Here is a 25,248-nt window from a genome sequence, read left to right as displayed (position 1 = left end):
CTTTACAGTCTGAGCGTTCCTGTAATGTCGATAGCCCATTTATACTGAGTATAGCCATATATAAGTAGGGAAACTTTTGGAAGGGGAAACCTTTCACAGGCTAAAATTTTATCTTTGACTGTTCTATTTGAGAACATCTACAAAATATAGGGGTAGGGACAACCATACATGACGTATCGCACCGGTTTCGTTATGCATACCAGTATAAAAGTGCAAGTATCAGACTCATCCTGTGCTCATATTGCGCGGTCTAACTCTACTCTTGAGAACTTTGGTTACATCTACTCTAATTGCGATTTTGACGCATTATTTAGCAGAGACACCTTTCATCCCATCTATGACAACGCGGACTAGAGGAAGATACTTTTCATGAAAAAAATATACCAACGTATGAGAATACTCTTCCCTGGGAAGAAATTTATTTTCCTCATGCTCAACGTTCTAGGACTATTCCTCGTCGCGCTTTTTGATATGGTTGGCATCGCTGCAATTATGCCGATTATTCAGCTTGCAACAGGAAGCGAAATTACCGGATATCTAGCAATCATTTCAGATATTTTAGGAAACCCCGGACGTACTCAACTTATTGTCTATCTGAGTATTATTCTTGTCTTCTCTTTTATCTTTAAAGGTGTAGCATCACTGGCCATCAAATGGTGGAGCTCCGGATTTATTGCGCATCAACAAACTGCCGCTTCGGTAAGTCTCTTACACCGATACATGAACGAACCGTATCTTGTGAACCGCCACCGAACAACCGCCGAAATTCTGCGCACTATCAATGACGCTACCGGTCAAGCATACGCAATATATTCTGGTGGTATTCTGGCGGCGTTAGGCGAGCTGTTCACTATCTTGGTCCTCATGCTTCTGCTACTTGCGGTGATGCCAGGAACAGCCCTCATCGCATTCGCCTACTTTGGGTTCTTCGCCTTTATCTTGCAATATTTCTTGAAGAAGAAAAACACTGAACAAGGTATTAAAATCATGGAATCCTCGGTGAGCGCTATGAATGCGGCCCTAGAATCAATCGTTGGCTTCCGCGAAAACCGTATGCACGGGGTAACCGCACGCCATGTACACCGTTACCAAGACAAGCGTCTGATTGCGGTAGAGGCCTCTCGTCGAGGAACTTTCTACCAAGACCTCCCCAAATACATGTTAGAGGTTATCTTCATTGTCGGTATTGCCCTATTACTTGGTATTTTGACGAGCCAAAATGGTTCTTCCTCCGCCGCGTTCTTAATACTTTTTGCTGGTGCTTGTGTTCGTGTGCTACCTAGCTTTACCCGACTCGTCGCATCTATTGGAAACGTCCGAGTCGGATCGAAAGCTATTGAAATCATCGAAAAAGATTTAGAGACAATTTCAAAGAATGGGGGACTTTCTCTCATTCGACAAGATCCGCCTATCGGTTGTTTTGCGAAAGTGAATGAATCAACCATTCCTGTTGCTTTAGAGGTTAAGAACCTTAACTTCAAATATCCTGACGGACATCAAAACGTTCTGAACAATATCAACCTCAGCGTTCCTCAAGGAACCTCTATCGCCTTTGTCGGAGGCTCTGGATCTGGTAAAACAACCCTTGTTGATATTATTCTCGGGCTCATCGAACCCGATCAAGGTGACGTTTTATGCAACGGAAAATCTACTCGTGAAAATCCTGAAGAATGGTTCTCTCGAGTAGGGTATGTTCCCCAGAGCGTATTTTTAGGTGACTCAACCATCAAAGAAGCTATCGCTTTCGGTCTACGAGAAGAAGAAATTGACCTTGAGCGTGTCTGGGAATGTATCCGTATCGCAGAGTTAGAAGATGTCATTAACTCCATGGAGCACGGCATTGACCAAATGATTGGTGAGCACGGAGCACGTCTTTCTGGAGGACAACGACAGCGTCTAGGCATTGCACGTGCTATGTACCGCCGTCCTTCTCTACTTGTACTTGATGAAGCGACCTCGGCTTTAGACAATGAGACTGAACATCGTATCACTCAAACTATTAACCGAATTGCACAAGAAATTACCGTCATCATCGTAGCTCACCGTCTTTCAACGGTAAGAAACGTCAATCAGCTGGTGTTCTTATCTCAAGGCGAGGTGAAGAGTATCGGTACATTTGAACAAGTTCAAGCAAGTAACCCCGAGTTCGCTAACCTCGTAGAATTGGGGCAGCTAGGGTAATACCACCCCGTAAAGAACAGATAAAAACGGTGGGTGGAGAAAACTTTTAAGTTTTTCTCCACCCACCGTTTGATATATCAGCTAAGTACTTCTGATACTTCTGACCAGCTCTGTGGGGTTTTGGTAGCTAAAGTTGTCAACTTGCCTTTAGGCCTCCACGCAACGACTTCAGGGACTTCTTGGCCTGTTACTAACTTATTCCATAATTCTTCTAGCTCGGCATCACTAGATTCTCCGAGAACTCGCCAATGGTAGCCAAGTTCTTGAGGCAGGTTAGTTAGTTCTAAACTACGAGCACCCTGACGAATCTTGCGAATAAACTGTTCTAAAGAACGCCACGGACGATGAATAATCATGAGTTTTTCGAGTTCTGGAACGCCTGAACGAAGGACAGCATGATTACCCATCTGAACGATACTATGTTTTGTGGGTTTAAAAGCAACCTTAACATCATGGTGTGCTTGTGTATCGATAAGCCAAGTACCATCAGGTTGAGGAAACTGATTATAGATGCTTGCTTGTAGTATTCTTGATCCAGAAGAATTCTCTTTTAACACCTGTGATAAAGATCCGTCTGTGCCATACCAGAACTCATCTGCATCAAAAGGAACAACCCACTGGGCACCATGAGCCAAAGCAAGGTCGCTGAGAATGGTCATCTTTGCTGATTGGTAATACGCTGGTTCATGGTCTTTACCAACTATAAGAGGGTACTTTTGAGACAAGTCTTGAAGCATCGCGTAGGTAGAGTCAGTAGACAGATTGTCAACAACAAGTATTTGATCGATTCCTTGTGCATAGAGGTGCTCAATCGAATCAATAATAACGTCTTGTTCATTTTTAACCATAGCTACTGCCCATATACCAGAAACATGGGGGAGTGCAGGTAACTCAAAGTGCTCTTGAACGTTCTGTAATTGTTGTGCAAACTCTGGGTCTTGTCTTAAACGACGTGCCTGATGAATTTTTTGAACGTCAGTACGAGCTAAAAAAGCACGGTGTTTGAGTTGCTGTAAGAGATGTTTAATATGAGACACGTATTTATCTTTCACTTTCTAACCAACTATGATACCCGTCGGTGGGGGTAACTGCAGTCCATGATTGCAGGTGTTGAAAAGGCGCTTGAGAAGTTCGATGGTCAATCTTCTGCTCTAGCTCATGTACATTTGGTGCCCACACCTGAGCATTCTGCCGTACTGTAGCGACATAAGCGCCCCAATAGCCAAAGGTCGTATTCGTTAGGATAATGTGGCGAGATACCGCTAATGCGGCAAAATCGCCGAACATTCCATAACCTATTTTTTCAAACTGTGTTGGTGCAATATCTTCAAGGAACCCAAGATGTTCGGCACACCATTGAGTGTCATCACTGGTCACAAGAATATTGCTTGGTGCATGAACTTTGAGCATGTGCTGTGTTGCTTCACGAAGATAGGCAACGGTATCAATCCCAAAGTTTTTATGAATATGAGCGTGCGAGTAGTAATCTCCTCTACGAACATTAATAACGAGAGTGTCTTCTCCTACATATTTTTGTGCGTGAGCAATTTTTTGTTGAAAATGCTCAGAGGACAAGAGAACTTCGTGAACAAAACGTTGTATCTGTTCCTCGGTAAATTGTTCGCGGATGCGTTGATGCATTCCTATCTCACGAAGTGAACGAAAACGTATTTTTTGAGCATCAAGAGTGAAATCTTTAAGGAGGGGGAACTCTTCTAACCAAACATCCATGCCGGGCATCTGTGCAACATATACGTCGTTGCCTGTTTCGTGATGTTCAGCATGGGCTTTCATCCATTCGTAGAGCCAATTCCCTCCACGCGCAATACGGGGTATTAAATACACCTTTTCTGGCCCAGTTCGCACGACGCTAATGCATTTAGCTATTACTTGTCGTGTACGATACTTCACAACGTTTTGAGCTTTTGCTAAACCAGTATTGCGCTTTGTGTAGGAACTAATACGTTCATTCTCTTCTTCTGTAGACAAAAGAAACCCCTATATGTTTGGAAATGACGAGTGTGGTAGAGGTTGATCTTCAAACTCAACGGAGTGGAAGTCTCTATAGAAATCATAACGAGATTTTTCTATTGCGGTGGTGCTGTTAGATGATAAAACGTGAACTCAACAAAATATGCGATGTCGTATGATACGTCAGAATTCATGAGGAATTTCTCGTTAGAGGATAGACTGTCGTGCTTCTTTTCTAGGCTAGTATGAACTAAGAAAGAAATGAAATAGTTAGAACGAGGAAATACGTGAATAAAACTACCTCAATATCAGTAGTTATTCCGTTCTACGGTAATCCCGCAGATACGATGCCTCTTATCGAGCAGCTACAGTCTCAAGAGCTTTCTATTCCTTTAGAAATTATTGTTTCAGATGATTGTTCCCCTACACCATTTCCTGATTTAGAGGGCGTTACCGTCGTTCGTCGTAAACTCAACGGCGGTTTTGGCAAAGCTGTCAATTCTGGTATCGAGGTTGCCCAATCTGATTGGGTTTTTGTTCTCAACAGTGATTTAACGATTGGGCCAACTTTTATTGCAGATATGCTCAGCCAAAAGGAACGCCATGGGGTAGGTGTATATAGCCCTCAGGTTGTTGACCACGACGGGAAAGGTCAGTGGGTAGGACGAAAATTCCCGACTGCTTTCCATCATGCTTGTGAATGGTTTACACCTCTTGCCCGTTTTAAGGGGACTACCTGGTGGCATCGCTTGGTAGGGCACGATACTCGGTGCGTTACCGGAAAGACCGTTCACACTGATTGGGTAGTGGGTGCGTGCATGCTCCTGCCTGTTGAACCATTCCGTGCTATCGGGGGATTCGACCCTCGTTTTTATATGAATAGTGAAGAAGTCGATTTACAGAAACGTTTAACCGAGAATGGCGTACCATCTATTTTTGCCGGAGAAGTGAGCGTTGAACATGTCGGCGGTGGATCTTCTGCTGACGATAAACGTATTGGTTGGCTGGTTGACTCTCGATTTATATACGCAGAAAAATGGGGCTTCAAAAAACAACTTCACCGTTCCCTAACTGCTGTTAGCTACGCTAATTTTCTCGTCAACGTTGTACGTTCTTTACGAAATAAGGATGTTCATGCGCAAAGTATTCTTTCTAAAGAACTCAGTTATCTGAAAGGCCATTAGAAAATGAATATTGCTCAAAAGATTATTGAGTCTGTCCCCTCTGTTCGCTGGCATATATCTGCTGTTCTTTCAAAGACTCTTTACGCCAAAGGATTCAAAGAATTTGGTCATGGCAGCACTATTGTCTCACCTCTAAAAATGCGTGGTGTTGATTCCATTTGTATTGGCGAAAACGTCACTATCTATGAGGGCAGCTGGTTGCAAGCCGAATCTGGTGGGACTTTATCCATCGGCTCAGGAACATATATCGGGCATCGAACGCACCTTCATGCTGTTAAACCAGTATCGATTGGTGAAAAATGCGTTATCGCCGATAACGTCATGATTAACTCTGGAGAACATAGCCGTGAGGATCTATCTCACATTGTCTCTCGTGGTGAAATTAGGGTTGGACATCAAGTCTTTATCGGACAGAACGCGGTAGTGCTAGCTGGCGTCACGATTGGTGATGGTGCCATTATCGGTGCCGGTGCTGTTGTGACAAAAGATGTTCCTGCTGGGGCAGTGGTTGCCGGTGTTCCTGCTAAACCTCTAAACTAATTAAAAATACTCGTATCTTATCTATATAAAATTTAGGGAAACATGAAAATTCTACTAACTGGCGGAGTCGGCTTTATCGGTCTGAAAACCGCAAAAAAACTTGTTGAACAAGGACATGAAGTTGTTGCGCTCGATAGCTTGTTAGAGCAAGTGCATCAAGATATTGAATCAGAAAAAGCGCAGTTCCCCGGAAAAATTATTGTTGGCGACGTGGCGCTTCCCGAAACATGGGAGAACCTCGAAGGTGCTGATGCCATTATTCACCTTGCGGCTGAGACCGGAACAGCCCAGTCTATGTACGAAACTGAGCGTTACCGTAGCGTGAACGTTGACGGTACTCGATATGCAGCAGAATATGCTGTTAAATGGAATGCTCCTCTTGTCTCACTGAGCTCACGAGCTGTTTATGGAGAAGGTTCTGCCGAGCATGCAACTAAAGAGTCAGATCCTCACAAACCATTGTCTGTATATGGTGAAACTAAATCTGAGGGTGAAGATATCGTCCGTGAGGTAGTTGCTGGCAAAGTACCGGCAACTATCGTCCGCCCACAGAACGTTATCGGTCCGGGACAAGCCCTCCATAACCCCTATACCGGCGTATTGGCGGCTTTTCTTGCACGCCTTCGTGAGGGTAAGAACCTTTCTGTGTATGGGGATGGTACTCAAACCCGTGACTTCATCCACGTAGAAGATGTCGCAGATATTCTGATTTGGGCGTTAACAAACCTCCCTGAACTGGACGAATCTCCCCGTATTATTAACGCTGGTTCAGGTGAGCGTATTACCTTAGACCAACTAGCTCAGTATTCTATTGACGCTGTCCCTGGTGGTTCTGAAGCGATAATCGAACACGTAGATATCAAACGAGCTGGCGATATTGATCATGCTCTTGCTGATATGTCTTATGCGTATTCTTTGGGCGCACCTCAGGCGCGTTGGAGTGCACGTGAAGCAATCGCTGACTTTATTCAGAAGTCTTGGAAAGCTCCTGGTGCAGATAGTTCTGCCTGGGAGACTGCTCTAGAAGAACTCACTGAGCGGGGCCTTGCAGAGCATAATGACTAAACCGAAATTACTCTTAGTTTCTCCTGGGTTCCATGGTTATTGGATGACGATTCGAGATTCTATCGTCCGCCTAGGCTATGAAGTTGTCGCCCACGTTTATGATGCTCCTGGAAATATTCAAGAACGTATTACGAATAAAATCTTGCATGATCTTCCTGAACGTTTTCGTCCAGAGAATTTAGAGCATCAGGTTACGGAGAAAGCTATTGCTGTTTTCTCGGAGCAGAAACCAGATATTGTCTTGGTTGTCAAAGGTGACCAGCTTGGCCACCGTTGGTGGGAGACCCTTGAACGTTCAGGGGTTCGTTATGGTACGTGGATGTACGATGAGCTTCGTCGTATGCGCTATACCGACGAGTTGCTTTACCACATCGGTCCTATCGCAAGTTATAGTCCTGCCGACGTACAAGACCTAAAATCTCGTGGTTTTGATGCTATTGATGTTCCTTTAGCTTATGACTCACACATGAAGATTGCGCCTTCAAAGGAAACATATATTAGTTTTGTCGGTGCTCGCTATGAGGGGCGTGAACGTATGCTTAAGGCTCTTCATCAGGCAGGTATTCCAGTTCGAGCTTATGGTAAACAATGGTCACGTCACTGGTGGGACGTAGCACGAACTCGTCAGCTTAAAGACCCCGGTTTGCCGACTGGTCGCGATTTAGATCGCTCTCAGGCATACGGTGTGATGGCGGCGTCACCCGGAACACTCAACATTCATGGAGACCAAGACGGCTTTACGATGCGCACCTTTGAGGCTTCTGGTGTTGGGGGTCTACAAATTATTGATCGTGACGATGTCATTCGATACTATGAGCCAGGGACTGAAGTGTTGACGTATTCTTCTACCGCAGAGCTCATCGAGTTATGCCGACGTATCGTTGCTGACCCACAGTGGGCTCAGAAAATTCGTGAAGCAGGGAAACGCCGTACGTTAGCAGAACATACATTTGATGAGCGCGTCAAAGTCTTGGAGACTTTATGGCTTTAAAATTTCCTCGCGATTTGTCTACTTGGCAACAATGGCAAGCTAACTCTAAACCAGAACAACGAGTAAAAAACCTACTTCGTAAGCTGAAGGGACGTCAAGAACAAAACATCGTATCCTGCGCTGTTTCAGGTGTTCTGCATATGAATCATCCTGAACCTGAGCTCTTGATTGTTCTTGAATCGACTTCTCCTACTTCGGTTGTTTCTTTGTTGCGTCCCGTAGAGTATCTGAAGGATTCTCGGGTTGCAGTGATTGCTCCTATAAACGTTGAGTATCTACTTCCTCAAGGGCCATGGCAGGTTCAAGAGGTCGATACCGATGTTCTTACACAACACCGCGATATTAAGGTTGTTTTAGCTGCTGGGCATTATCTTCCATTAGGCGCTGCCGTGTACCGTGATGCTCAGAAGATGGGCTGGGAGTTTATCGTTGTTCAGCACGGATTGATGACACCTTTTGCCCCTCCACTTCCAGAAAATTCAACTTTATTAGCTTTTAGTGATGCTGATGGTGATTTTTGGCGCTCGGGAAGAGAAGATATTACTGTTCATACAGTAGGCTCTCAACTATTTTATGAAGCGGCGCAGAAACCCAAAGTTGATATTGAGAGTATTGATTCTACTCCGGTGTTTTTAGGGCAGATGCATGGCGCTGAGCTACCGCGTTTATCTTTTGCTCTGGCTGGGTATAAATTCTGTCTAAATCACGGTGCAATCTATCGACCACATCCTTCGGAAAAGGATAAACTGTCTTTAATAACTCATAAATTATGGGGACAACGAGGAATAACTGTGGACACGTCCGCAATCCCTCTTAATGAGATGACTCATCCAGTCGTTTCAATCTTCTCGACGGGAGTCTTAGAAGCTGCTATTCGAGGTATTCCTTCTTGGGTGTATCACCCTAAACCAGAACCATGGCTTATTGAGTTTTGGGAACGGTACGGCATGAATCGTTGGGGCGATTCTCCCACTGAACCTCCGGTTCAACCATGTACCGCACCCGCTGATACTATCGCTCGCATCATCGCAGAAAAATTGGAGAAATAATGCGCATTCTATGCGTTATTCCTGTGCGCGGAGGTTCTAAGGGAATCCCCCGGAAAAACCTCAAACTCATCGCAGGTAAACCTCTGGTTGCATGGACTATTGAACAAGCTCTTGAAGCACAAGAGGCTCTGGCACCAGAACACATTATGGACGTCATCGTTTCAACAGACGACCACGAACTCGCAGATATCGCTCGTGAATATGGGGCTGAAGTTCCTTTTATGCGTCCTGCTCATTTAGCGGAAGATACTACAGCTACTGAGCCTGTTATCGAGCACGCTATTGAGTTTGTCGAAGAGCAGGGACGACGCCCTGACGCTGTGATGCTTTTACAAGCAACAAGCCCCGTTCGTTTACCTGGCACTCTTGAACATGCCGTCCGTCAATTTGCTAGCTCTGATTCTGACTCTATGGTGGGAGTCATTCCTATCGGTCCTTTCATCTGGACTGCTACAGAACCACCGCAAGCTCAATATGAGGTGATGGCTCGTCCCCGCCGTCAAGAACTGACCCGCGAAACCTACCGTTACCGTGAAAACGGCTCAATGTATATCACGGCCACCGAAATTTACGAAAAGTACCATAACCGTCTTGCCGAGAATATTGAGCTTTTCTTACTCGACGAGGTAGAAGGCGTTGACATTGACGCACCTATTGACTTTGCTGTAGCCGAACACCAGCTCAACGAGATTCTTAAGACCCATAACGAAAGTAGCTCCTCATGATTATCGAACGTAATACCACCCCCTATGTAGTGTTTTCTGAGGATCCCGTTCTCACCGCTCTACAAAAAATTTCTGCAAACCAACAGCGCATCATCTTTCTTGTAAACGAGTCCGGTGTGCTTCAAGGCGCTCTGTCTGATGGAGATTTCCGTCGCTGGTTGATCGCTCACCCCACCGAATCTTTGGAAACTTCTGCCCTTGAGGTTGCGAATAAGAACGTTCACAGTATGCCTTTTGGCACGGATACGGCAGCTCTCAAAGCAGAATTCGCTAAAGGTATCTCCCATCTTCCACTCGTCGATGAGCGAGGACACCTTATTGCTATTGCTATGAACGAACAGGATGTTCTTCGTATCGGTAAACATGAGATTACCCAAGACAGCCCAGCATTCATCATCGCAGAAATTGGAAACAACCACCAAGGTGATGTCGATTTAGCAAAGCGTCTTGTTGACCTTGCAGTAGAAACCGGCGCAGACGCTGTGAAGTTCCAGCTACGTGATATGGATGCGCTATACCGTCAAGCAGGTTCTCAATCTGCAGGTGAAGACCTCGGCGTACAATATACCCTTGACCTGCTCTCACGTTTCTCATTGTCTGTTGACCAGATGTACGAAGTCTTTGACCACGTCAAAGAACACAATATGGACATTATGTGTACCCCTTGGGACGCACCTTCTGTTCAGGCTCTTGTCGATTACGGTATTCAAGGCATGAAGATTGCTTCTGCCGACCTCACAAACCATGAACTTCTTGAAGACGTTGCCTCTCGTGGTCTACCCATGCTGGTTTCTACCGGTATGAGCCGTGAAGAAGAAATCCGTGAGTCGGTCAAACTCCTACAGAATCGTGGAGCTTCGTACGCTCTCTTACAATGCCAATCTGCGTACCCGGCACCGTTCAAAGACGTCAACCTTGCATACATGGATCGTCTTGCTGAAATTGGTCAGTGCCTTGTCGGCTACTCCGGACACGAACGCGGATATCACGTTCCGGTCGCTGCTGTAGCACGCGGAGCAAAAATTATTGAAAAGCACTTCACTATCGATAAAACTCTTGAAGGCAACGACCACACCGTCTCGTTGCTTCCAGAAGAATTCACCGCAATGGTGACTCAAATCCGTGAAGTAGAAGAAGCTATCGGAACAGCAGCTCCTCGTGAAGTGTCTACTGGTGAGCTTATGAACCGCGTAAACTTGGCAAAATCATTGGTTGCAACTCGTAATATTGCTAAAGGCGAGATCGTTTCAGAAGCTGACGTTGCTGTTAAATCTCCTGGCCGTGGACTCCAGCCGAACTGCTTGCCGCAACTTGTCGGACGTACCATGCAACGTGACGTTGAAGCAGGCTCCTTCTTCTTTGAAGGGGACCTCAAAGATGACCTTGTGACTCGTCGAGACTTCACCTTTGACCGTCCTTGGGGTCTTCCTGTCCGTTACCACGACTACAAACCCCTCATCGAAGACTCAAAGCCTGATTTTCTTGAGTTCCATTTCTCGTATAAAGATCTCGAAATTAACATCGACGATGTCTTTGACCAGAAGCTTCCCATGAGCTTTACAACTCACCTGCCAGACCTCTTTGCTGGTGATTTCTTAGTAGACCTCGCCTCCCGTGACCAAGATATTTGGGAGCGTTCCATCGCTGAGGTTCAACGCACCATCGACATTACTCGTGACCTTACCCGTTACTTCACCGTAGATGATGACCCTGTCATGGTCGTGACCATGGGTGGTTTCACCAAAGACGGACATATCCCTGCTTCTGCACGTGCTGATAAGTATGAGCGTATTGGTGAGGCTCTTGGCAAACTAGATACTTCTGGGGTCCGTATCGCGGCGCAAACTCTGCCGCCTTATCCTTGGTTGATGGGCGGTCAGCAATACCATAACCTCTTCCTTGACCCTCAAGACACCGCAGAATTCTCAGATACCTATAACACCGCGCTATGCCTCGATATCTCACACACCATGTTGGCTGCAAACTTCTTGAAGATTCCGCTATCTGAAGCAGTAGAACTATTGGCACCACGCTCTATCCACCTGCATTTGGTAGATGGCAAAGGTGTCGACGGTGAAGGCGTTCAAGTGGGTGAAGGCGATGTCGACTGGGCAGCTCTCGGTAAACAGCTTCGTGAGCTGACTCCTCAGTCATCCTTTATTCCAGAAATTTGGCAGGGCCATATCAACAACGGTGAAGGATTCTTTACCGCTCTAGATCGGCTTGAAAAGTGGCTCTAAAAGACACATCCCAGTTGCCGGTTGCTCTCTGGGCAATTCCGGTTCCTGAATTTGGTGGAGTAGCCCGGCACGTTGTAGATTCTGCACGTGCCGGGCTACCCGGCTATCAGCTGATTGTCCTCGCACCTGAAGGTGAACTCACCCGTCAGCTTCAAAAGCAAGGAACTGAGGTTATTACCGCGCAGTATGGCCCTGACTACGGTTTTGCTACCTCTTTTAAATCTTTGTTAGCAGCAATAAAACAGGTTCAGCCTCGTATCCTTCACTCACATCTTGCATACTCTGATGTTGTGGCATGTGCTGTGACTCAGAGTCTTAAATTGCAATCTTTGGTGAAGAAAAGCATTCGTGTACCGTCTTTAGTGACAACCGAACACGGTATTGCTGGTAACGATGAGGTATATCATGGGAGCTCGTGGCGTTCTCGTTTAATGGCAGGAATCCATCGTGTCCGCTTGGCTGGTACAGATGCTGCGATTGCGGTGTCCCGTTCGACGGCTGAACAGATGCGCCGTAAATGGGGTGCCTCTAGTGTGAACGTCGTTCTGAACGGTGTTCACGGTACTGATCTTTTGAAACAGTTAGAAAGCTATCGTACGGAGCGAACATCTCAAAATATAAAAGTGCTTTCTCTTTCTCGTCTTTCTCCAGAGAAAGGTCTTGACGTACTTCTTGAAGCGTTTGCTCATTTTTCTGAACATAACCCTGATGCTTCTTTAACTATTGCGGGTAGCGGCCCATTACGTGAGGTATTAGAAGACCAGGCACGAAGCCTTGGCATTGAGACAAAAGTCCATTTCCCAGGGTTCGTGGATTCTGTCCAAGCCATGGCAGAACACGATATTCTAGTTCAGCTATCAGTATGGGAAAATCTTTCATACACGCTCATTGACGCTCACCTTGCTGGAATGAAGACTATCGCCACCGATGTTGGCGGAAACCGCGAGATTGTTGCTCCTGAAGATCTTGTTCCTGCTATTACTAAAGATAACCGTGAAGACGTCATTAAGCTCGTTGCCCAAAAACTTACTCAAAAAGCACACGCTGAAAAACCGTCCCAACAGCAGTGGGTTAGTGTAGAAGAAATGACAGCTAATATCGTGAACATCTATCAGAAAGTGAGTTCCTCATGAGTGCAGCTTCCCTCTCTGAACGTATGAACGGTGCTCTTACTGCCGAAGCAAAACATCTCAAAGAGAGCGTTGGCAGGATTGTCCTGATTGACTTTATCTTTGGTATGTTTATGTTTGTTTTGGGAACAACATTCTTTGGGCTCCCTCTAGGCACTATAGTGTCTGTTCTTCTTGTAGCTCATGCGTCCACACGGAAATCACATTATGATGATTCTCGGCTTAATTTGTTTATTGTTATTGCTGTTTTGGCACTTGCTTATGCTTCGATAAGTTCTGTCACTTTTGGAATTTCTACCGTTGACGAGACTGTAAGAAGGGCATTCCGCATCTCTGTAGTGATTCTTCTAGCCCTTTTTATCGGAGATAAAAGAATTGACGCACGATCTTTAATTTTTGGTATTGCAACCGGCATGATGTTCAACGCCGCTGCATATTATGCTGGTATCGCGCCGGACGCCTATACTGGATTTTTGACGGGATGGCTTGGTGATAAGAACGTTTCCGGGCTTTGGTACGCTTTTATTGGTTTGCTCTTTTTTACGTACCTTGATGATAAAAAGAAAAAGCTATTAGCTTTTATACTCTTTAGCGTTCTGCTTTGGGAAACTGGTTCGCGCACTTCTCTCGCCGGTTACATGTTTGCACTTCTATGGTTGACCTTTGGTAAGAGAATCGGTCTTTTCGCAAAATTTGTTTTAGCTATATTCATTGTGTGGGCAGTGGACTACCTAACAGAAAACTACGCTCAAGCTGGTGTTTTTGCAAACCGTGATGGTAGCGATTTATTGCGTGCACGTATCGACGCCGCGACGTTGGAAAAAGTTGCTCAGACTCCATGGCACGGTCAAGGACTTGGACAAGCGTACATATTCTTACCCGGCGGGGATGACCGCCGGTGGCTATTCCATAACTCTTTTTATACTCTCTTCGTTGAAGGTGGGTGGATTTGGATGTTCGCGGTTTTACTCATTACTCTTTTGGCAATATTCTTCTGGAAACAGCAATACCAGAAAGGTAAAGAACGTATTATCGTTGCTGAGGCGGCTATCGTTCTTCTCGCTATCTGCAGCTGGCGTCTTGGTGAAGTTATTCTGACTATTCCTTGGGCAATTACGGTAGGTCTTGGTCTTTCCTACTTGTTGAAACCTAAAGATGCTATTGGATATTATCAGCAGCAAGAGGAACAACAAAAATATAAATCGGTATAGTACAACTATCAAAGAGTGATTCTCCATGTGGAAAACTACACGAGAATCACTCTTTGAATAATGACTTATATCAGTAGTAGATAGTAAATGCGATACTTAATAAAATTAGGCAGAAAATACAAGGACGACTTATGAAGCATAAAAAACTTCCTGAATATCTTAATCCTCAGGACTATAAGAATGGTCGTTTCTATGCTTTAGACGGGCTTCGCGGTCTAGCGATTCTTGGTGTTATTATAGGACATTTTGGGTCTCCTTATAACGAGTTTTTCCCATCTCAGCCCAAATCTCCCTATGATTTTTCTTTTGGGGCTCTTGGCGTTCAACTATTTTTTATGATTAGTGGTTTTGTTATTTTATTAACAGCCATTCGAGGGAAAACGGCAAAGAACTTTGTTATATCCCGTTTCTCACGGTTGTATCCTTCCTATTGGGTAGCACTTTTAGTTTCTACTTTTCTCCTGCTCGTAGTAGGAGCTGAAAATCATGCTATTACCATTAAAGATGCTGTTGTAAATATTACGATGTTTCAGCGTTTCTTGATGGTCCCCAACGTCGATACGGTGTACTGGACTCTTGCAACAGAGATGCAGTTCTATATTCTGATGTTAACTTACCTTGTGCTGAATAAAGGTAAGTTAAATAAGAAATTTATTATTGGCTTTGCTATTTTTTGGTCTATTTTAGGTTTTATTCTTTGCAATATTTTTATTAAACCAACTGGTATACCAAAAATGATTATATGGTTATTTTTAGCAGAGCATGCTCCTCTCTTTTCTTTTGGTATGATCATGTTCTTCTATAGTTATGATCGTAAATTTAAATGGTATATGCCGTTATTGATGTTTATTGCTGCTTATAATGCGTATATTCAACATAATATAACGTATGGGGTTTCAGTTTTTATAGTAACTGTTATATTTTTTACTGTCGTTCATTTTCAGACATGTCCTTTTCTTGACAGAGGTCCAATATACTTCATGGGAAAGATATCTTATTCTGCATATCTAAATCATAATGTTATGGGATTTATACTTATATATTTGTTAACGCCTTATCTTGGGGCAGGATGGATTAATCGAATAGTTGTTTTTGCTATCGTAGTATTATGGGCATCATTCTTATATCGTTTTGTTGAGACAACAATTAGTGGACGTGTAAAAAACTATCTTTTAGAAAAATTCGGAGCTCAGAGGAAAAACGCATGAAAAAACTAACGATCGCCACAAATAATGGTGATATCGGCGGGGGAGAAGTCATGCTCCTGAATATTGCCCGCGTTGCTCGAAGCTTGGGCCACCACGTCACCGTTGTCGGACCTGCCGAACCATCTACGCTGGTCGAAGCTACACAAGATGAGGGATTTGACACCATCGTATTACCGGCAACGACACGTAAACACTATATTGCTCAGCTTCGTGCATGGGATAAAAAGTATCGCGAAGGCGTGTTGTGGTGTAACGGGTTAGTTCCCTCATTCGCTACTGCAGGGCATCCCAACCGTATCGTTCACTTGCACCAATTTCCCGAAGGAAAACTGAAATATCTTGTTCCCATTGCTCGAAGAAAAGCTCTAGTTACGCTAGTCCCCAGTAATTTTGTAAGTGACCAAATATCTGGAACTGAGACGTTCTATAACTGGGTTAACGAAGTACCTATGCCTTTAGAACGAAGAACATGCTCACCGAGAAACATTAAAGTAGGTTTTCTTGGTCGCCCATCTGAAATTAAAGGAACAGATGTCCTCGCTTATGCCATACAAGAATTGAATCAAGAATTCCCTGAAGAAAACTATTCATTGGTACTTGCTGGTGAACCTCACTTTGTCGACAAACGCAGTCAGGAAAAAATACAGTATGCATTATCAGCGTTAGGACAGAACCTTGAACTTCTTGGATGGGTTGAACCAGCAACTTTGATGAAGAATGTCGATATATTGGTTGTTCCTTCAATCTGTAACGAGGTTTTTGGTCTTGTCGCGGCTGAAACGATGAGTGCCAAGGTTCCTCTTATCATCTCTGACGCGGGAGCACTGCCTGAAATACTTGGTGAAGGTTATCCTTGGGTATCCGCAAAATCTTGTGCTTCAGATTTGGCAAGGATGATTCGTCGTATGGGCAAGGAGCTATTGCAAAGTCCAGAAGAATTACAACATACGGTAGAAAACCTCTACTGGCGTTGGTTTGAATACTTTTCTCCAGAAGCAGGAAAAGCCCGTGTGGAAGAACTCCTCAAAAGATATTGTTAACAACCTTTAGACTCTTTGCGTTAGAAGAGTACGTAATTCACTCATGGGAGAGCACCTTTAAATGTATAAAGCAGCAGTTATTATCCCCACTAGGGGAGGAGCATCTAAACTTCACTATCCTTTAGATGCTCTAGAACAACAGACCGAAAAAGATTTTCAAGTTATTGTTGTCTGCGATGGTGATATTGACGGATCTGAGAGCGTCGTAAAGACCTACCAACAGCGCGGTATTCTCAACATTGAGGCTATCGTTTTTCCGGAAAATCGTGGACGTTCTAAAGCTCTTAACGCAGGGCATCAGGCTGCTGATGCAGAGATTCTGATTCGTTGTGATGATGATCTTGAACCGGGCGAAGATTTTATTGCGGAACATATCCGCCTACATCAGGGCGATGGTGAGACTGGAGTGATTGGTTTAGTCCACAATGTGTATCCTGATAATGCTTATGCACGAGCTTATGGATACCATCGCGATATAAAGTTCCGAGAAGACGCATATCGAGTTTCTCCTGATCGTCGATGGAACTTTTGGAATGCAAATGCTTCGCTGAGCCGTCACATGTACGAAAAAGTTGGTGGCTATGACGAACGATACCGACTTTACGGTTGGGAAGACGTTGATATGGGGTATATGCTCCATCAAGCTGGAGCAACCATTATTCTTGCACCAGAGCTGGAATCTCGTCACTATATCGCGGCAACAACAACTGCAGGACGAGCAACCAGAGCTTTACACTCTGGCGCTGCACGGGCAATCTTTATTGATAAACATGGTGATGAAGTTTTAGGGGACATTAAACTCCATGGTTTGTGGGGAACTGCTGTCAAAGCTGTTGCCGCTCTAACCACCGAGAAAACCATTAATATCTTTGGATCAGCTATTGATTCTGTGGCTGATAGGCTTCCTCGTAAAGTTTCAGAAAAACTTATTTCACTTGTTGTAGAGTCTGCTGGATATGCCGGAATTACATATCCTCAACGCGCCCGAAAGGTCTTCTAAACTCCATGGTTCTTTTCCCCCAGTTCAAGAACTTCCTTCGCAAATTCTCTCGCACCGCACCCATAACAGAAGAGTTCGCTATTGCTCATGACTACCTCACACAACGTGGTGGTGCAGAACGCGTTGTGCTTGCTATGCATAAAGCTTTTCCGGAAGCTACGATTTACACTACGTTATATGATCCTGAGAATACGTACCCAGAATTTAAAGACGCAAAAGTGGTTGTCTCTCCTTTAAACAAAATAGGAGTTTTCCGCAAGAATCATCGTTTGGCTCTACCCGTCCTTCCGCTTGCAAGCTCTTTCCTTCGCGTACCAGCACGGAAGACTCTTGTCTCCAGCACAGGGTGGGCGCATGGCTTTAACTTTTCTGGTGCATCACTCATTTACTGCCACTCTCCGGCACGATGGCTATACCTGAGCGATGAGTATTTAGGGAATTCTACTCACCCATTAATTGGTGTCGCATTGAAAGTTCTTCGCCCTGCATTAATCCATTGGGATAAACGTGCTGCACAGAAAGCGGGCCCTTATGTCGGTAACTCTACGGTGATTCGTCAACGTATCTTCGACGTATACGGAAAGAATGCTGAGATTATCTTCCCGCCGTATTCTACGAGTTCAACGGACGTAATCGAACCTATTGCCGGATTAGAAGAGTTTATGGCTGACGGCGATTATTTTCTCGTGGTTTCTCGTCTTTTGCCGTATAAAAATGTGGCAGATGTTGTGCAAGCGTTTAACCGGTTAGGTCAGAAACTTCTTATTATTGGTTCTGGGCCAATGGCTCAGGAATTGAAAAAAATGGCGGCGGATAATATCCGTTTTGCTCATAATGTTTCTGATGCACAGCTAAGTGGGGCATATGCTCATTGTCGTGCTTTATTAGCGGTCTCTTACGAGGATTTTGGGCTGACGCCCCTAGAAGCTGGCTCTTATGGAAAACCAACGATTGCCTTACGAGCGGGTGGTTATCTAGACACCATTCAAGAGAACGTGAATGGGTGTTTTATTGAGAAACCGACACAAGAAAATATTTATCATGCTGTAGACACTTTCAACCCTGAACAATGGGACGCTCAGCATATTCGTGAATATATTCAAAAGTTTTCTGAAAAGCAATTCGTTCGACAACTTCGTCAGAAATTAGCTTCCCTCTAGAACTAATCATTGTGACGCCTCAAGAATGTATTGAGATAAAAGAGTGGTACGAGAGAAATTCTCGTACCACTCTTTTCTTTTAGCTGTTTTCTTTGAGATACCCTTTAGAAACAAAAGACTGGATAAAATCTGTTACCTCATCTTTAATATCCTCAACGGGCACCTGATAGATTTCACTGATTTCGTTGATCAGTTCTTCTAAGGTCATGGGGGCTTCTAAAAGTACCCAGATTGCGGCGCTAGAGCCTTCAAGAATCATGATTTCTGATGTGCGTAAGTCAGCAAGATAGACTGCATAGAATTCTTGATGTGTTTCAACCTCATGGTTCAGAACGAACGCGCAAGAAGAAGAATGAGTGTATTGTGGGGTGCTCATCGTTTTCTCCTGATAGCTGTAAATCGTTCAAAGAATTTTTCTCGAAGTTCTTGACGGGTTGGTTTTCTACCTAAGGTCATCGCTAGATGGTCTTCGTTGACTGCAACGATGGATTTAATAACTCTCCATTTATCGCCTAATGTTTTGGCCCTTCGTAGACGAGCTGTCCATTGAATGGCTGGCGTTGAGTCTTCCGAAACAGATTTCCAGAGGAGATAGTGACGGCTATCTTTATGCGCTTCAATATTCCCTAGAGCCGTATCAAAAGCTAATAAAGAATCTAGCTCTTCTGCTCGAGTACGTAAATTATCCCAGTCAGAAGCCTCAAGAGAAGAATCTAAGAACGTTATATCAGGTTTAACTTTTGCAGAAGCTCGTGCACCATGCAAAACGACGATGAGTTGCATATCTATGAGAGACGGAACCATACATGGGTAATGCGCTATTTCTTTCACACGACGCCTTTCCCATAACTGGTCAAAAGCTCGTGTAGGGTTTTCATACCCAAGGCCTGGGAAATAACGGTGAATGTCTGTTAACCCCCACGATGGGTGATAAAGAGTTTGTGCATGCTCGAAAATGGAACCTGTTTCAAAATGAGCTAGGGTCTGCCAACCAGCTTGATTGAGGATGTAGATAAAACGTTCTACATGGGCAGGCCGTACGAGTACATCGACATCGGTACTTGTTCTACCTGGGCGGTATGCTTCTTTTTCGAAAGCATAACCTTTAATATGTAGGATATCGATACCGTTGAGATCAGCTAGATGCTGAAAATAAGCATGAGATAGGCGAATACGTACAGGCAAAGAAACCTGTTGCTCTGTAGTAGAGCTATTGCTTTGAAGATGATCGCTCAAAATCTATGTCCCTTGAATCTATGCGTTAGTACCATTGTATCTCTAAAAATCTCTGGAGGTATGCTGGGAGGGTCTTACACCATACCAGACGAAAGGGGTGGTGCGGTATCTACGAAGTACCACACCACCCCTGATAGCTAGATGCTATTTTTTACGTTTGGTTTTTGCTTTTTTGGCTTTATCTTTATCAGAACCATAGTAGGAGGTGTATCCTCCGTAGGTTCCTGCATAGCCAAAGCCGTAGTAAGAATTGCCGAGGCCGCTAAGCGGTGTACGGTTGATGACCGCACCAAAGAGGTTAGCCCCAACTTTTCTAATCATCTTCGAGGACTCTTCAAGATGTTCCTTACGAGTCTTTCCCACTGTTGCTACGAGGAGTACGCCATCTACTGATGGAGCCAAGAGCGAAGCATCGGTTACAGGAAGAAGCGGAGGAACGTCAATGATGACCTTAAACTCTTTCGTAAGATCATCAATAAGCTGACTCATTTTCTCTGAACCAAGCAGTTCAGAAGGATTCGGGGGAGTATGTCCTGCTGGCAAGATGTGAAGGTTTGGGCTGCCATTGTATGGGCGGGTCGCTTCCTGAAGCGTAATCTGACCGGCAAGGAGCTGGCTCAAACCAAGCTTAGAGTCAATCTTAAACTTCTTTGCGATGGTTGGACGACGCAAGTCAGCATCGATAATGATGGTTGGCTCGCCAGCTTCAGCCAAAGAACGAGCCAAAGAAGTTGCCACAGTGGACTTACCTTCGCCAGGTTCAGAAGATGTCACAATAATAGAACGCGGTGGTTTATCAACGTTGACGAAGCGGAGGTTTGTACGTAGCTGACGAACTGCTTCTTGAGAAGCATGGTCGTCTTTGTTCGTGGTGACTTGATCTTCAGAAAGGCTCTCAGTCTCTGGGAGCATGCCCAAAATGCCAGCATCAGTAGCTTTAATGACATCGTTACGAGTACGAACTTTGACGTCTAGTGCACGGCGTAGGAAGATGACAGCAAAGACAGCAACCAAGCCAATGAGTGCAGCAATGCCAACATTCTTTTTCGTGTCAGGGCTGATAGGAGCGCCAGGGAGTGTTGCGTCATCAAGAGGGACAACACGAACAGTAGTGGATCCTTCTAGCTCATTAACAACTTTTGCTGTCGCTTCTAAAGAAGAGTTTGCTAGTACCTGAGCGCCTTCGGGGCTAGTTGCTGTTGCACGAACTCGGATAAGAGCAGACTCACCTTCGAGAGAAGCCCGTAAACTTCCACGAATCTGACCTTCAGAGAGTTTGAGGTCAGGGTTCTCTGCAAGAATCTGTTTTGCAACAGGGCCGGAAGATACTAATGCTAGGTAAGAGCGTGCTTTATCTTTTGCTGCTGAGCTACCGGAAATTACATCGCCGATACCCTCAGACTGCCCAACAGTGACGTAGCCGGTGGCAGATGAAGCATAGATTTTAGGTTGGAGGAGTGAATACCCCAGCCCTAAGAGGGCTCCGATGAGTGCGCCGATGACTAAGAGTTTCAGGTTAACCCTGAGCAGACGCGCAAAATCAAGAATTGTCATATTGTAAAACCTTCAAAAGGCGGAATGATGGTGGAGATAAAGATAGTTTAAGTCTTGGTCATTCTAACACTGGTCGCTTTGTCTACTTCAGTGAGTGATAGAAAACTCTCAAAAGTAATTGCTTTCACGAAACGTCGAGTGCCCAATGACGTAAGTGCTTTGAGAACTACTTCAAGAGATTGAGAAGATATTGTCCGTATCCACTCTTTACTAACGGCTGTGCCCGCTGAGCTAGTTGCTCGTCGCTGAGGTATCCCATACGCCAAGCAATTTCTTCAGGGCAACCAATAGATAGACCTTGACGTGCTTGAACAGTGCGAATGAAGCTCGTTGCATCTGCTAAAGAATCAAAAGTTCCGGTGTCTAGCCATGCAGTTCCACGAGGAAGGACCTCTACCTGCAATTTTCCTTGCTCAAGGTAGACCCTGTTCAAATCGGTGATTTCTAGCTCTCCGCGGGCAGAAGGCTTAATGCTTTTAGCGTGTTCGACAACGTGATTATCGTAGAAATATAACCCTGGAATAGCGTAATCGCTCTTAGGGTTCTCTGGCTTCTCTTCAATTGAGAGAGCTTTGAAATCTTCGTCAAATTCAACGACGCCATAAGCTCTTGGGTCAGCAACACGGTAACCGAAGACTGCGGCTCCTTCGATGTTGCTATATTTACGAAGCTGATTGCCTAGGCCCGGGCCGTAAAAGATATTGTCACCTAGTACGAGCGCCACACTATCGTTGCCGATGTGTTCTTCTCCCAATAAGAACGCTTGTGCTAGGCCATCTGGAGAGGGCTGCACCTTGTACGTGAATGAAACTCCAAATTGCGATCCGTCCCCAAGTAGACGCTGGAATTGTTCACTATCCTCTGGTGTTGTAATAATGAGGATATCTTGGATACCCGCCAACATTAAAGTTGAGAGCGGATAATAAATCATTGGTTTGTCGTAAACAGGAGTGAGCTGCTTACTGATGCCGAGTGTGATGGGGTGGAGTCGACTACCGGTTCCCCCCGCTAAAATAATTCCCTTCATACGCTTTATTGTGTCATGAAAATCAATGAAATATTTGTTATTTGTGCAAACGCTACGAATAATACTTCCCGTACCATGTAACTATGGGAAAAATTCTTGTCACCGGCGGAGCCGGCTTTATCGGTTCAAACTTCGTACACCACCTTTTAGAGAACACCGATCATCATGTAACTGTGCTCGATATTATGAGCTACGCTGCTAACGAGAAATCTTTAGCAGGTCTAGACTCATCGCGTTTTGAGCTTGTCAAAGGCGATATTGCAGACCGCGACGTGGTAGATCCACTTGTGCAACAGGCAGATGCTGTCGTTCACTATGCAGCAGAATCACATAACGATAATTCATTGAACGACCCTTCACCTTTTATTCACACTAACCTCATTGGTACGTATACCCTCCTTGAGGCGGTTCGTGAACACAAAACCCGTTACCACCATATTTCTACTGACGAAGTGTTCGGTGACCTCGAACTCGACGACCCTCAAAAATTTACAGAACGCACCCCCTATAACCCCTCCTCGCCGTACTCTTCCACAAAAGCTGGATCAGACCTTCTTGTGCGCGCATGGGTTCGTTCATTTGGTATTGAAGCAACCATTTCTAACTGCTCCAACAACTACGGGCCTTATCAACACATCGAAAAATTTATTCCACGACAAATCACCAACGTTCTCTCCGGAATCAAACCAAAACTCTACGGAGAAGGCCTGAACGTGCGCGACTGGATTCATGCCTCAGATCACTCCTCTGCTGTGCTGACCATTCTTAACAAAGGAAAAATCGGAGAGACCTATCTTATCGGGGCGAACGGCGAAGAAAATAACATCACCGTGCTACGTACAATCTTGCGTTTGATGGGTAAGCCAGAAGACGCCTTTGAACACGTCGTAGATCGTCCCGGACACGACCTGCGTTACGCTATCGACGGCACTCGTCTGCGTGAAGAACTCGGCTGGGAACCTCGCTTTACTGATTTTGAATCAGGACTTGCAGATACCATCCGCTGGTATGAAGACAACCGAGACTGGTGGGAACCTCTCAAAGCTGAAGTTGAAGCAAAATACGCGAAAGCAGGGCAGTAAAAGATGACTCATGATCTTGCCGTGCACACCACTGATATTCCGGGGCTTCTCGTGATTGACCTGCCTGTTCACGGAGATAACAGAGGTTGGTTCAAAGAAAACTGGCAACGCGAAAAAATGGTGGCGCTTGGACTACCTGACTTCGGGCCAGTACAGAACAACATCTCCTTCAACGCAAGCGTCGGAACAACCCGCGGAATTCACGCTGAACCATGGGATAAATTTGTTTCAGTAGCTACCGGAAAAATCTTCGGTGCATGGGTAGACTTACGCGCTGGAGAATCTTTCGGAAAAGTCGTTACCGTTGAACTCGGACCAGATAAGGCGGTGTTCGTTCCTCGTGGCGTCGGAAACTCTTTCCAAACACTTGAAGATAACACTGCATACACCTACGTCGTCAACGACCATTGGTCCGCTCAAGCACAAGGTGAATACTCTTTCTTGAACCTTGCCGATGAAACTGTTGCTATCGACTGGCCTATTCCTCTCGAACAGGCAGAACTTTCTGATAAAGACAAAAATCATCCACGCTTAGACGCTGTAGAACCTGTCCAAGAAGCTCCTATTCTTGTGATTGGAGCTCAAGGGCAACTCGGTAAAGAACTCGTACGACAGCTCACCGAACGTCATATCCCATATATCGCAGCAACTCGCGATGAAATAGATATGACTGAACCTAAAAGCTGGGAGAAAGCCTATCGTTGGCGTTCATTACGCGCCATCATCAACGCTTCAGCCTATACTGCTGTCGATAACGCGCAGGTGGGGCAAGGACGCACTGACGCATGGGCGGTTAACGCCACTGGTGTGAGCGCATTAGCTCAGATTGCGCGTGAAGCAAACATCCCATTGGTGCATGTATCAACGGACTACGTCTTTGACGGTAGCCTTGAACGCCCAGAAGAATACTCTGAAGATGCGCCAGTAGCACCTCTTGGAGTCTACGGGCAATCCAAAGCCGCTGGAGAATGCGCAGTTAATGCCCTCGACGCACATTATTTGGTGCGAACCAGTTGGGTTATTGGTGAAGGTAAAAACTTTGTGCTCACTATGCGTTCACTTGCAGAGCGTGGTATCGATCCCGCTGTTGTTGCTGACCAATACGGCAGACCAACCTTCACTGAAGACCTTGCTGGTGCACTCTTACATCTGCTTGAGACCAAAGCACCCTATGGTACTTACCATGTATCGAACACTGGAGAAGTTATTAGCTGGGCGCAACTAGCTCAAAACGTCTACGAAGCGTGCGGACATGACCCTCAACGTGTGAGTGAAACAACTACCGCAGAATATTTTGCAGAAGCTGAGAACTACTCACCACGTCCTATGAACTCTGCAATGAACCTGTCAAAAATCATTGCTACTGGGTTTACCCCTCGCGACCATCAAGAAGCGCTCACAAAGTACCTTGAGGGTTTACGGGATTAAAAATATAGACGTTTGGGGTATCTATGACTTGAGATACCCCAAACCTCCCCTTGCCTGAGTACCATTAATCAGGCATAATTGAACGGTTGTCTCTTCAGATATAAGAAACAACACCACTTGAGAAAGCCAAGGCGGTGGAATATCTACAGAACATCTGTAGGTAGGTCCGAACCCGACGGTGGCTGAACTGGAATAATATTCTGGCGTCAGTACACTGTATGGCGCA

The 25,248-nt window shown here is 45.1% G+C and carries 22 protein-coding genes; 16 read left to right on the top strand and 6 right to left on the bottom strand.

Annotation, left to right across the window (positions count from 1 at the left end; all coding sequences use genetic code 11):
• Window positions 1–369 precede the first annotated feature (369 nt).
• Window positions 370–2,181 carry an ABC transporter ATP-binding protein gene (locus tag ACN081_RS05445; RefSeq protein ID WP_419107191.1) on the top strand — a complete coding sequence of 604 codons (1,812 nt, stop codon included), beginning with the start codon at window positions 370–372 and terminating at the stop codon, window positions 2,179–2,181.
• Between the two features lie 77 nt (window positions 2,182–2,258).
• Here ACN081_RS05445 and ACN081_RS05440 read toward each other — a convergent pair whose 3' ends face one another.
• Together ACN081_RS05440 and ACN081_RS05435 are read right to left on the bottom strand one after the other, a co-directional pair.
• Window positions 2,259–3,218, bottom strand: coding sequence for a glycosyltransferase family 2 protein (locus ACN081_RS05440; RefSeq protein WP_419107190.1), 960 nt, complete (start codon window positions 3,216–3,218; stop codon window positions 2,259–2,261).
• 4 nt (window positions 3,219–3,222) lie between these two features.
• Window positions 3,223–4,170, bottom strand: coding sequence for an alpha-1,2-fucosyltransferase (locus ACN081_RS05435; protein ID WP_419107189.1), 948 nt, complete (start codon window positions 4,168–4,170; stop codon window positions 3,223–3,225).
• Between the two features lie 269 nt (window positions 4,171–4,439).
• On the opposite strand from ACN081_RS05435, the gene ACN081_RS05430 reads away from it, so the two are divergent.
• From ACN081_RS05430 to ACN081_RS05370, 13 genes are all read left to right on the top strand, one after another.
• On the top strand, window positions 4,440–5,336 hold the full coding sequence (locus ACN081_RS05430; RefSeq protein ID WP_419107188.1) for a glycosyltransferase family 2 protein: 897 nt from the start codon (window positions 4,440–4,442) through the stop codon (window positions 5,334–5,336).
• Between the two features lie 3 nt (window positions 5,337–5,339).
• Window positions 5,340–5,876 (top strand): acyltransferase, encoded by a 537-nt coding sequence (locus ACN081_RS05425; protein WP_419107187.1) that lies wholly within the window; start codon window positions 5,340–5,342, stop codon window positions 5,874–5,876.
• A 42-nt stretch (window positions 5,877–5,918) separates the two neighbouring features.
• Window positions 5,919–6,941, top strand: a complete 1,023-nt coding sequence (locus ACN081_RS05420; protein WP_419107186.1) for an NAD-dependent epimerase/dehydratase family protein — start codon at window positions 5,919–5,921, stop codon at window positions 6,939–6,941.
• Window positions 6,934–7,932: a CgeB family protein gene (locus ACN081_RS05415; RefSeq protein WP_419107185.1), complete on the top strand. Its 999-nt coding sequence runs from the start codon at window positions 6,934–6,936 to the stop codon at window positions 7,930–7,932. The genes ACN081_RS05420 and ACN081_RS05415 overlap by 8 nt, the downstream gene beginning before the upstream one ends.
• Complete coding sequence (locus tag ACN081_RS05410; protein ID WP_419107184.1) at window positions 7,923–8,981, top strand: RNA-binding protein; 1,059 nt, start codon at window positions 7,923–7,925, stop codon at window positions 8,979–8,981. Before ACN081_RS05415 ends, ACN081_RS05410 begins: the two co-directional genes overlap by 10 nt.
• On the top strand, window positions 8,981–9,706 hold the full coding sequence (locus ACN081_RS05405) for a cytidylyltransferase domain-containing protein (RefSeq protein WP_419107183.1): 726 nt from the start codon (window positions 8,981–8,983) through the stop codon (window positions 9,704–9,706). Before ACN081_RS05410 ends, ACN081_RS05405 begins: the two co-directional genes overlap by 1 nt.
• Window positions 9,703–11,946, top strand: coding sequence for an N-acetylneuraminate synthase family protein (locus tag ACN081_RS05400; protein ID WP_419107182.1), 2,244 nt, complete (start codon window positions 9,703–9,705; stop codon window positions 11,944–11,946). The genes ACN081_RS05405 and ACN081_RS05400 overlap by 4 nt, the downstream gene beginning before the upstream one ends.
• Window positions 11,937–13,079 carry a glycosyltransferase gene (locus tag ACN081_RS05395; protein ID WP_419107181.1) on the top strand — a complete coding sequence of 381 codons (1,143 nt, stop codon included), beginning with the start codon at window positions 11,937–11,939 and terminating at the stop codon, window positions 13,077–13,079. Before ACN081_RS05400 ends, ACN081_RS05395 begins: the two co-directional genes overlap by 10 nt.
• Window positions 13,076–14,287 carry a zinc ABC transporter permease gene (locus ACN081_RS05390; RefSeq protein ID WP_419107180.1) on the top strand — a complete coding sequence of 404 codons (1,212 nt, stop codon included), beginning with the start codon at window positions 13,076–13,078 and terminating at the stop codon, window positions 14,285–14,287. The genes ACN081_RS05395 and ACN081_RS05390 overlap by 4 nt, the downstream gene beginning before the upstream one ends.
• Window positions 14,288–14,418: 131 nt before the next feature.
• On the top strand, window positions 14,419–15,495 hold the full coding sequence (locus tag ACN081_RS05385; protein ID WP_419107179.1) for an acyltransferase family protein: 1,077 nt from the start codon (window positions 14,419–14,421) through the stop codon (window positions 15,493–15,495).
• Entirely contained in the window at window positions 15,492–16,535 is a 1,044-nt protein-coding gene (locus ACN081_RS05380; protein ID WP_419107178.1) for a glycosyltransferase family 4 protein, read from the top strand. Before ACN081_RS05385 ends, ACN081_RS05380 begins: the two co-directional genes overlap by 4 nt.
• Window positions 16,536–16,596: 61 nt before the next feature.
• On the top strand, window positions 16,597–17,535 hold the full coding sequence (locus ACN081_RS05375; protein ID WP_419107177.1) for a glycosyltransferase family 2 protein: 939 nt from the start codon (window positions 16,597–16,599) through the stop codon (window positions 17,533–17,535).
• A 5-nt stretch (window positions 17,536–17,540) separates the two neighbouring features.
• Window positions 17,541–18,695, top strand: coding sequence for a glycosyltransferase (locus ACN081_RS05370; RefSeq protein WP_419107176.1), 1,155 nt, complete (start codon window positions 17,541–17,543; stop codon window positions 18,693–18,695).
• Window positions 18,696–18,774: 79 nt separating this feature from the next.
• On the opposite strand, the gene ACN081_RS05365 is transcribed toward ACN081_RS05370, so the two are convergent.
• The 4 genes from ACN081_RS05365 to rfbA all read right to left on the bottom strand — a co-directional run bounded on the left by ACN081_RS05365 (window position 18,775) and on the right by rfbA (window position 22,512).
• Window positions 18,775–19,071, bottom strand: coding sequence for a PqqD family protein (locus tag ACN081_RS05365; protein WP_419107175.1), 297 nt, complete (start codon window positions 19,069–19,071; stop codon window positions 18,775–18,777).
• Entirely contained in the window at window positions 19,068–19,931 is an 864-nt protein-coding gene (locus ACN081_RS05360; RefSeq protein WP_419107174.1) for a nucleotidyltransferase family protein, read from the bottom strand. Before ACN081_RS05360 ends, ACN081_RS05365 begins: the two co-directional genes overlap by 4 nt.
• A gap of 144 nt (window positions 19,932–20,075) precedes the next feature.
• A complete protein-coding gene (locus ACN081_RS05355; protein WP_419103328.1) occupies window positions 20,076–21,485 on the bottom strand; it encodes a polysaccharide biosynthesis tyrosine autokinase in 1,410 nt (469 codons plus the stop codon).
• A gap of 166 nt (window positions 21,486–21,651) precedes the next feature.
• On the bottom strand, window positions 21,652–22,512 hold the full coding sequence (rfbA, locus tag ACN081_RS05350; RefSeq protein ID WP_419103327.1) for a glucose-1-phosphate thymidylyltransferase RfbA: 861 nt from the start codon (window positions 22,510–22,512) through the stop codon (window positions 21,652–21,654).
• An 83-nt stretch (window positions 22,513–22,595) separates the two neighbouring features.
• Between rfbA and rfbB the strand changes: the two genes are divergently transcribed.
• Window positions 22,596–23,594 (top strand): dTDP-glucose 4,6-dehydratase, encoded by a 999-nt coding sequence (gene rfbB / locus ACN081_RS05345; protein WP_419103326.1) that lies wholly within the window; start codon window positions 22,596–22,598, stop codon window positions 23,592–23,594.
• A 3-nt stretch (window positions 23,595–23,597) separates the two neighbouring features.
• Window positions 23,598–25,022 (top strand): dTDP-4-dehydrorhamnose reductase, encoded by a 1,425-nt coding sequence (gene rfbD / locus ACN081_RS05340; RefSeq protein WP_419107173.1) that lies wholly within the window; start codon window positions 23,598–23,600, stop codon window positions 25,020–25,022.
• The last annotated feature ends 226 nt before the right edge of the window (window positions 25,023–25,248 follow it).

Origin of the sequence: Rothia sp. P13129 (genome assembly GCF_048512865.1) — a bacterium.
Lineage (GTDB): Bacteria > Actinomycetota > Actinomycetes > Actinomycetales > Micrococcaceae > Rothia.
This window is presented reverse-complemented; position numbering and strand designations above follow the sequence as displayed.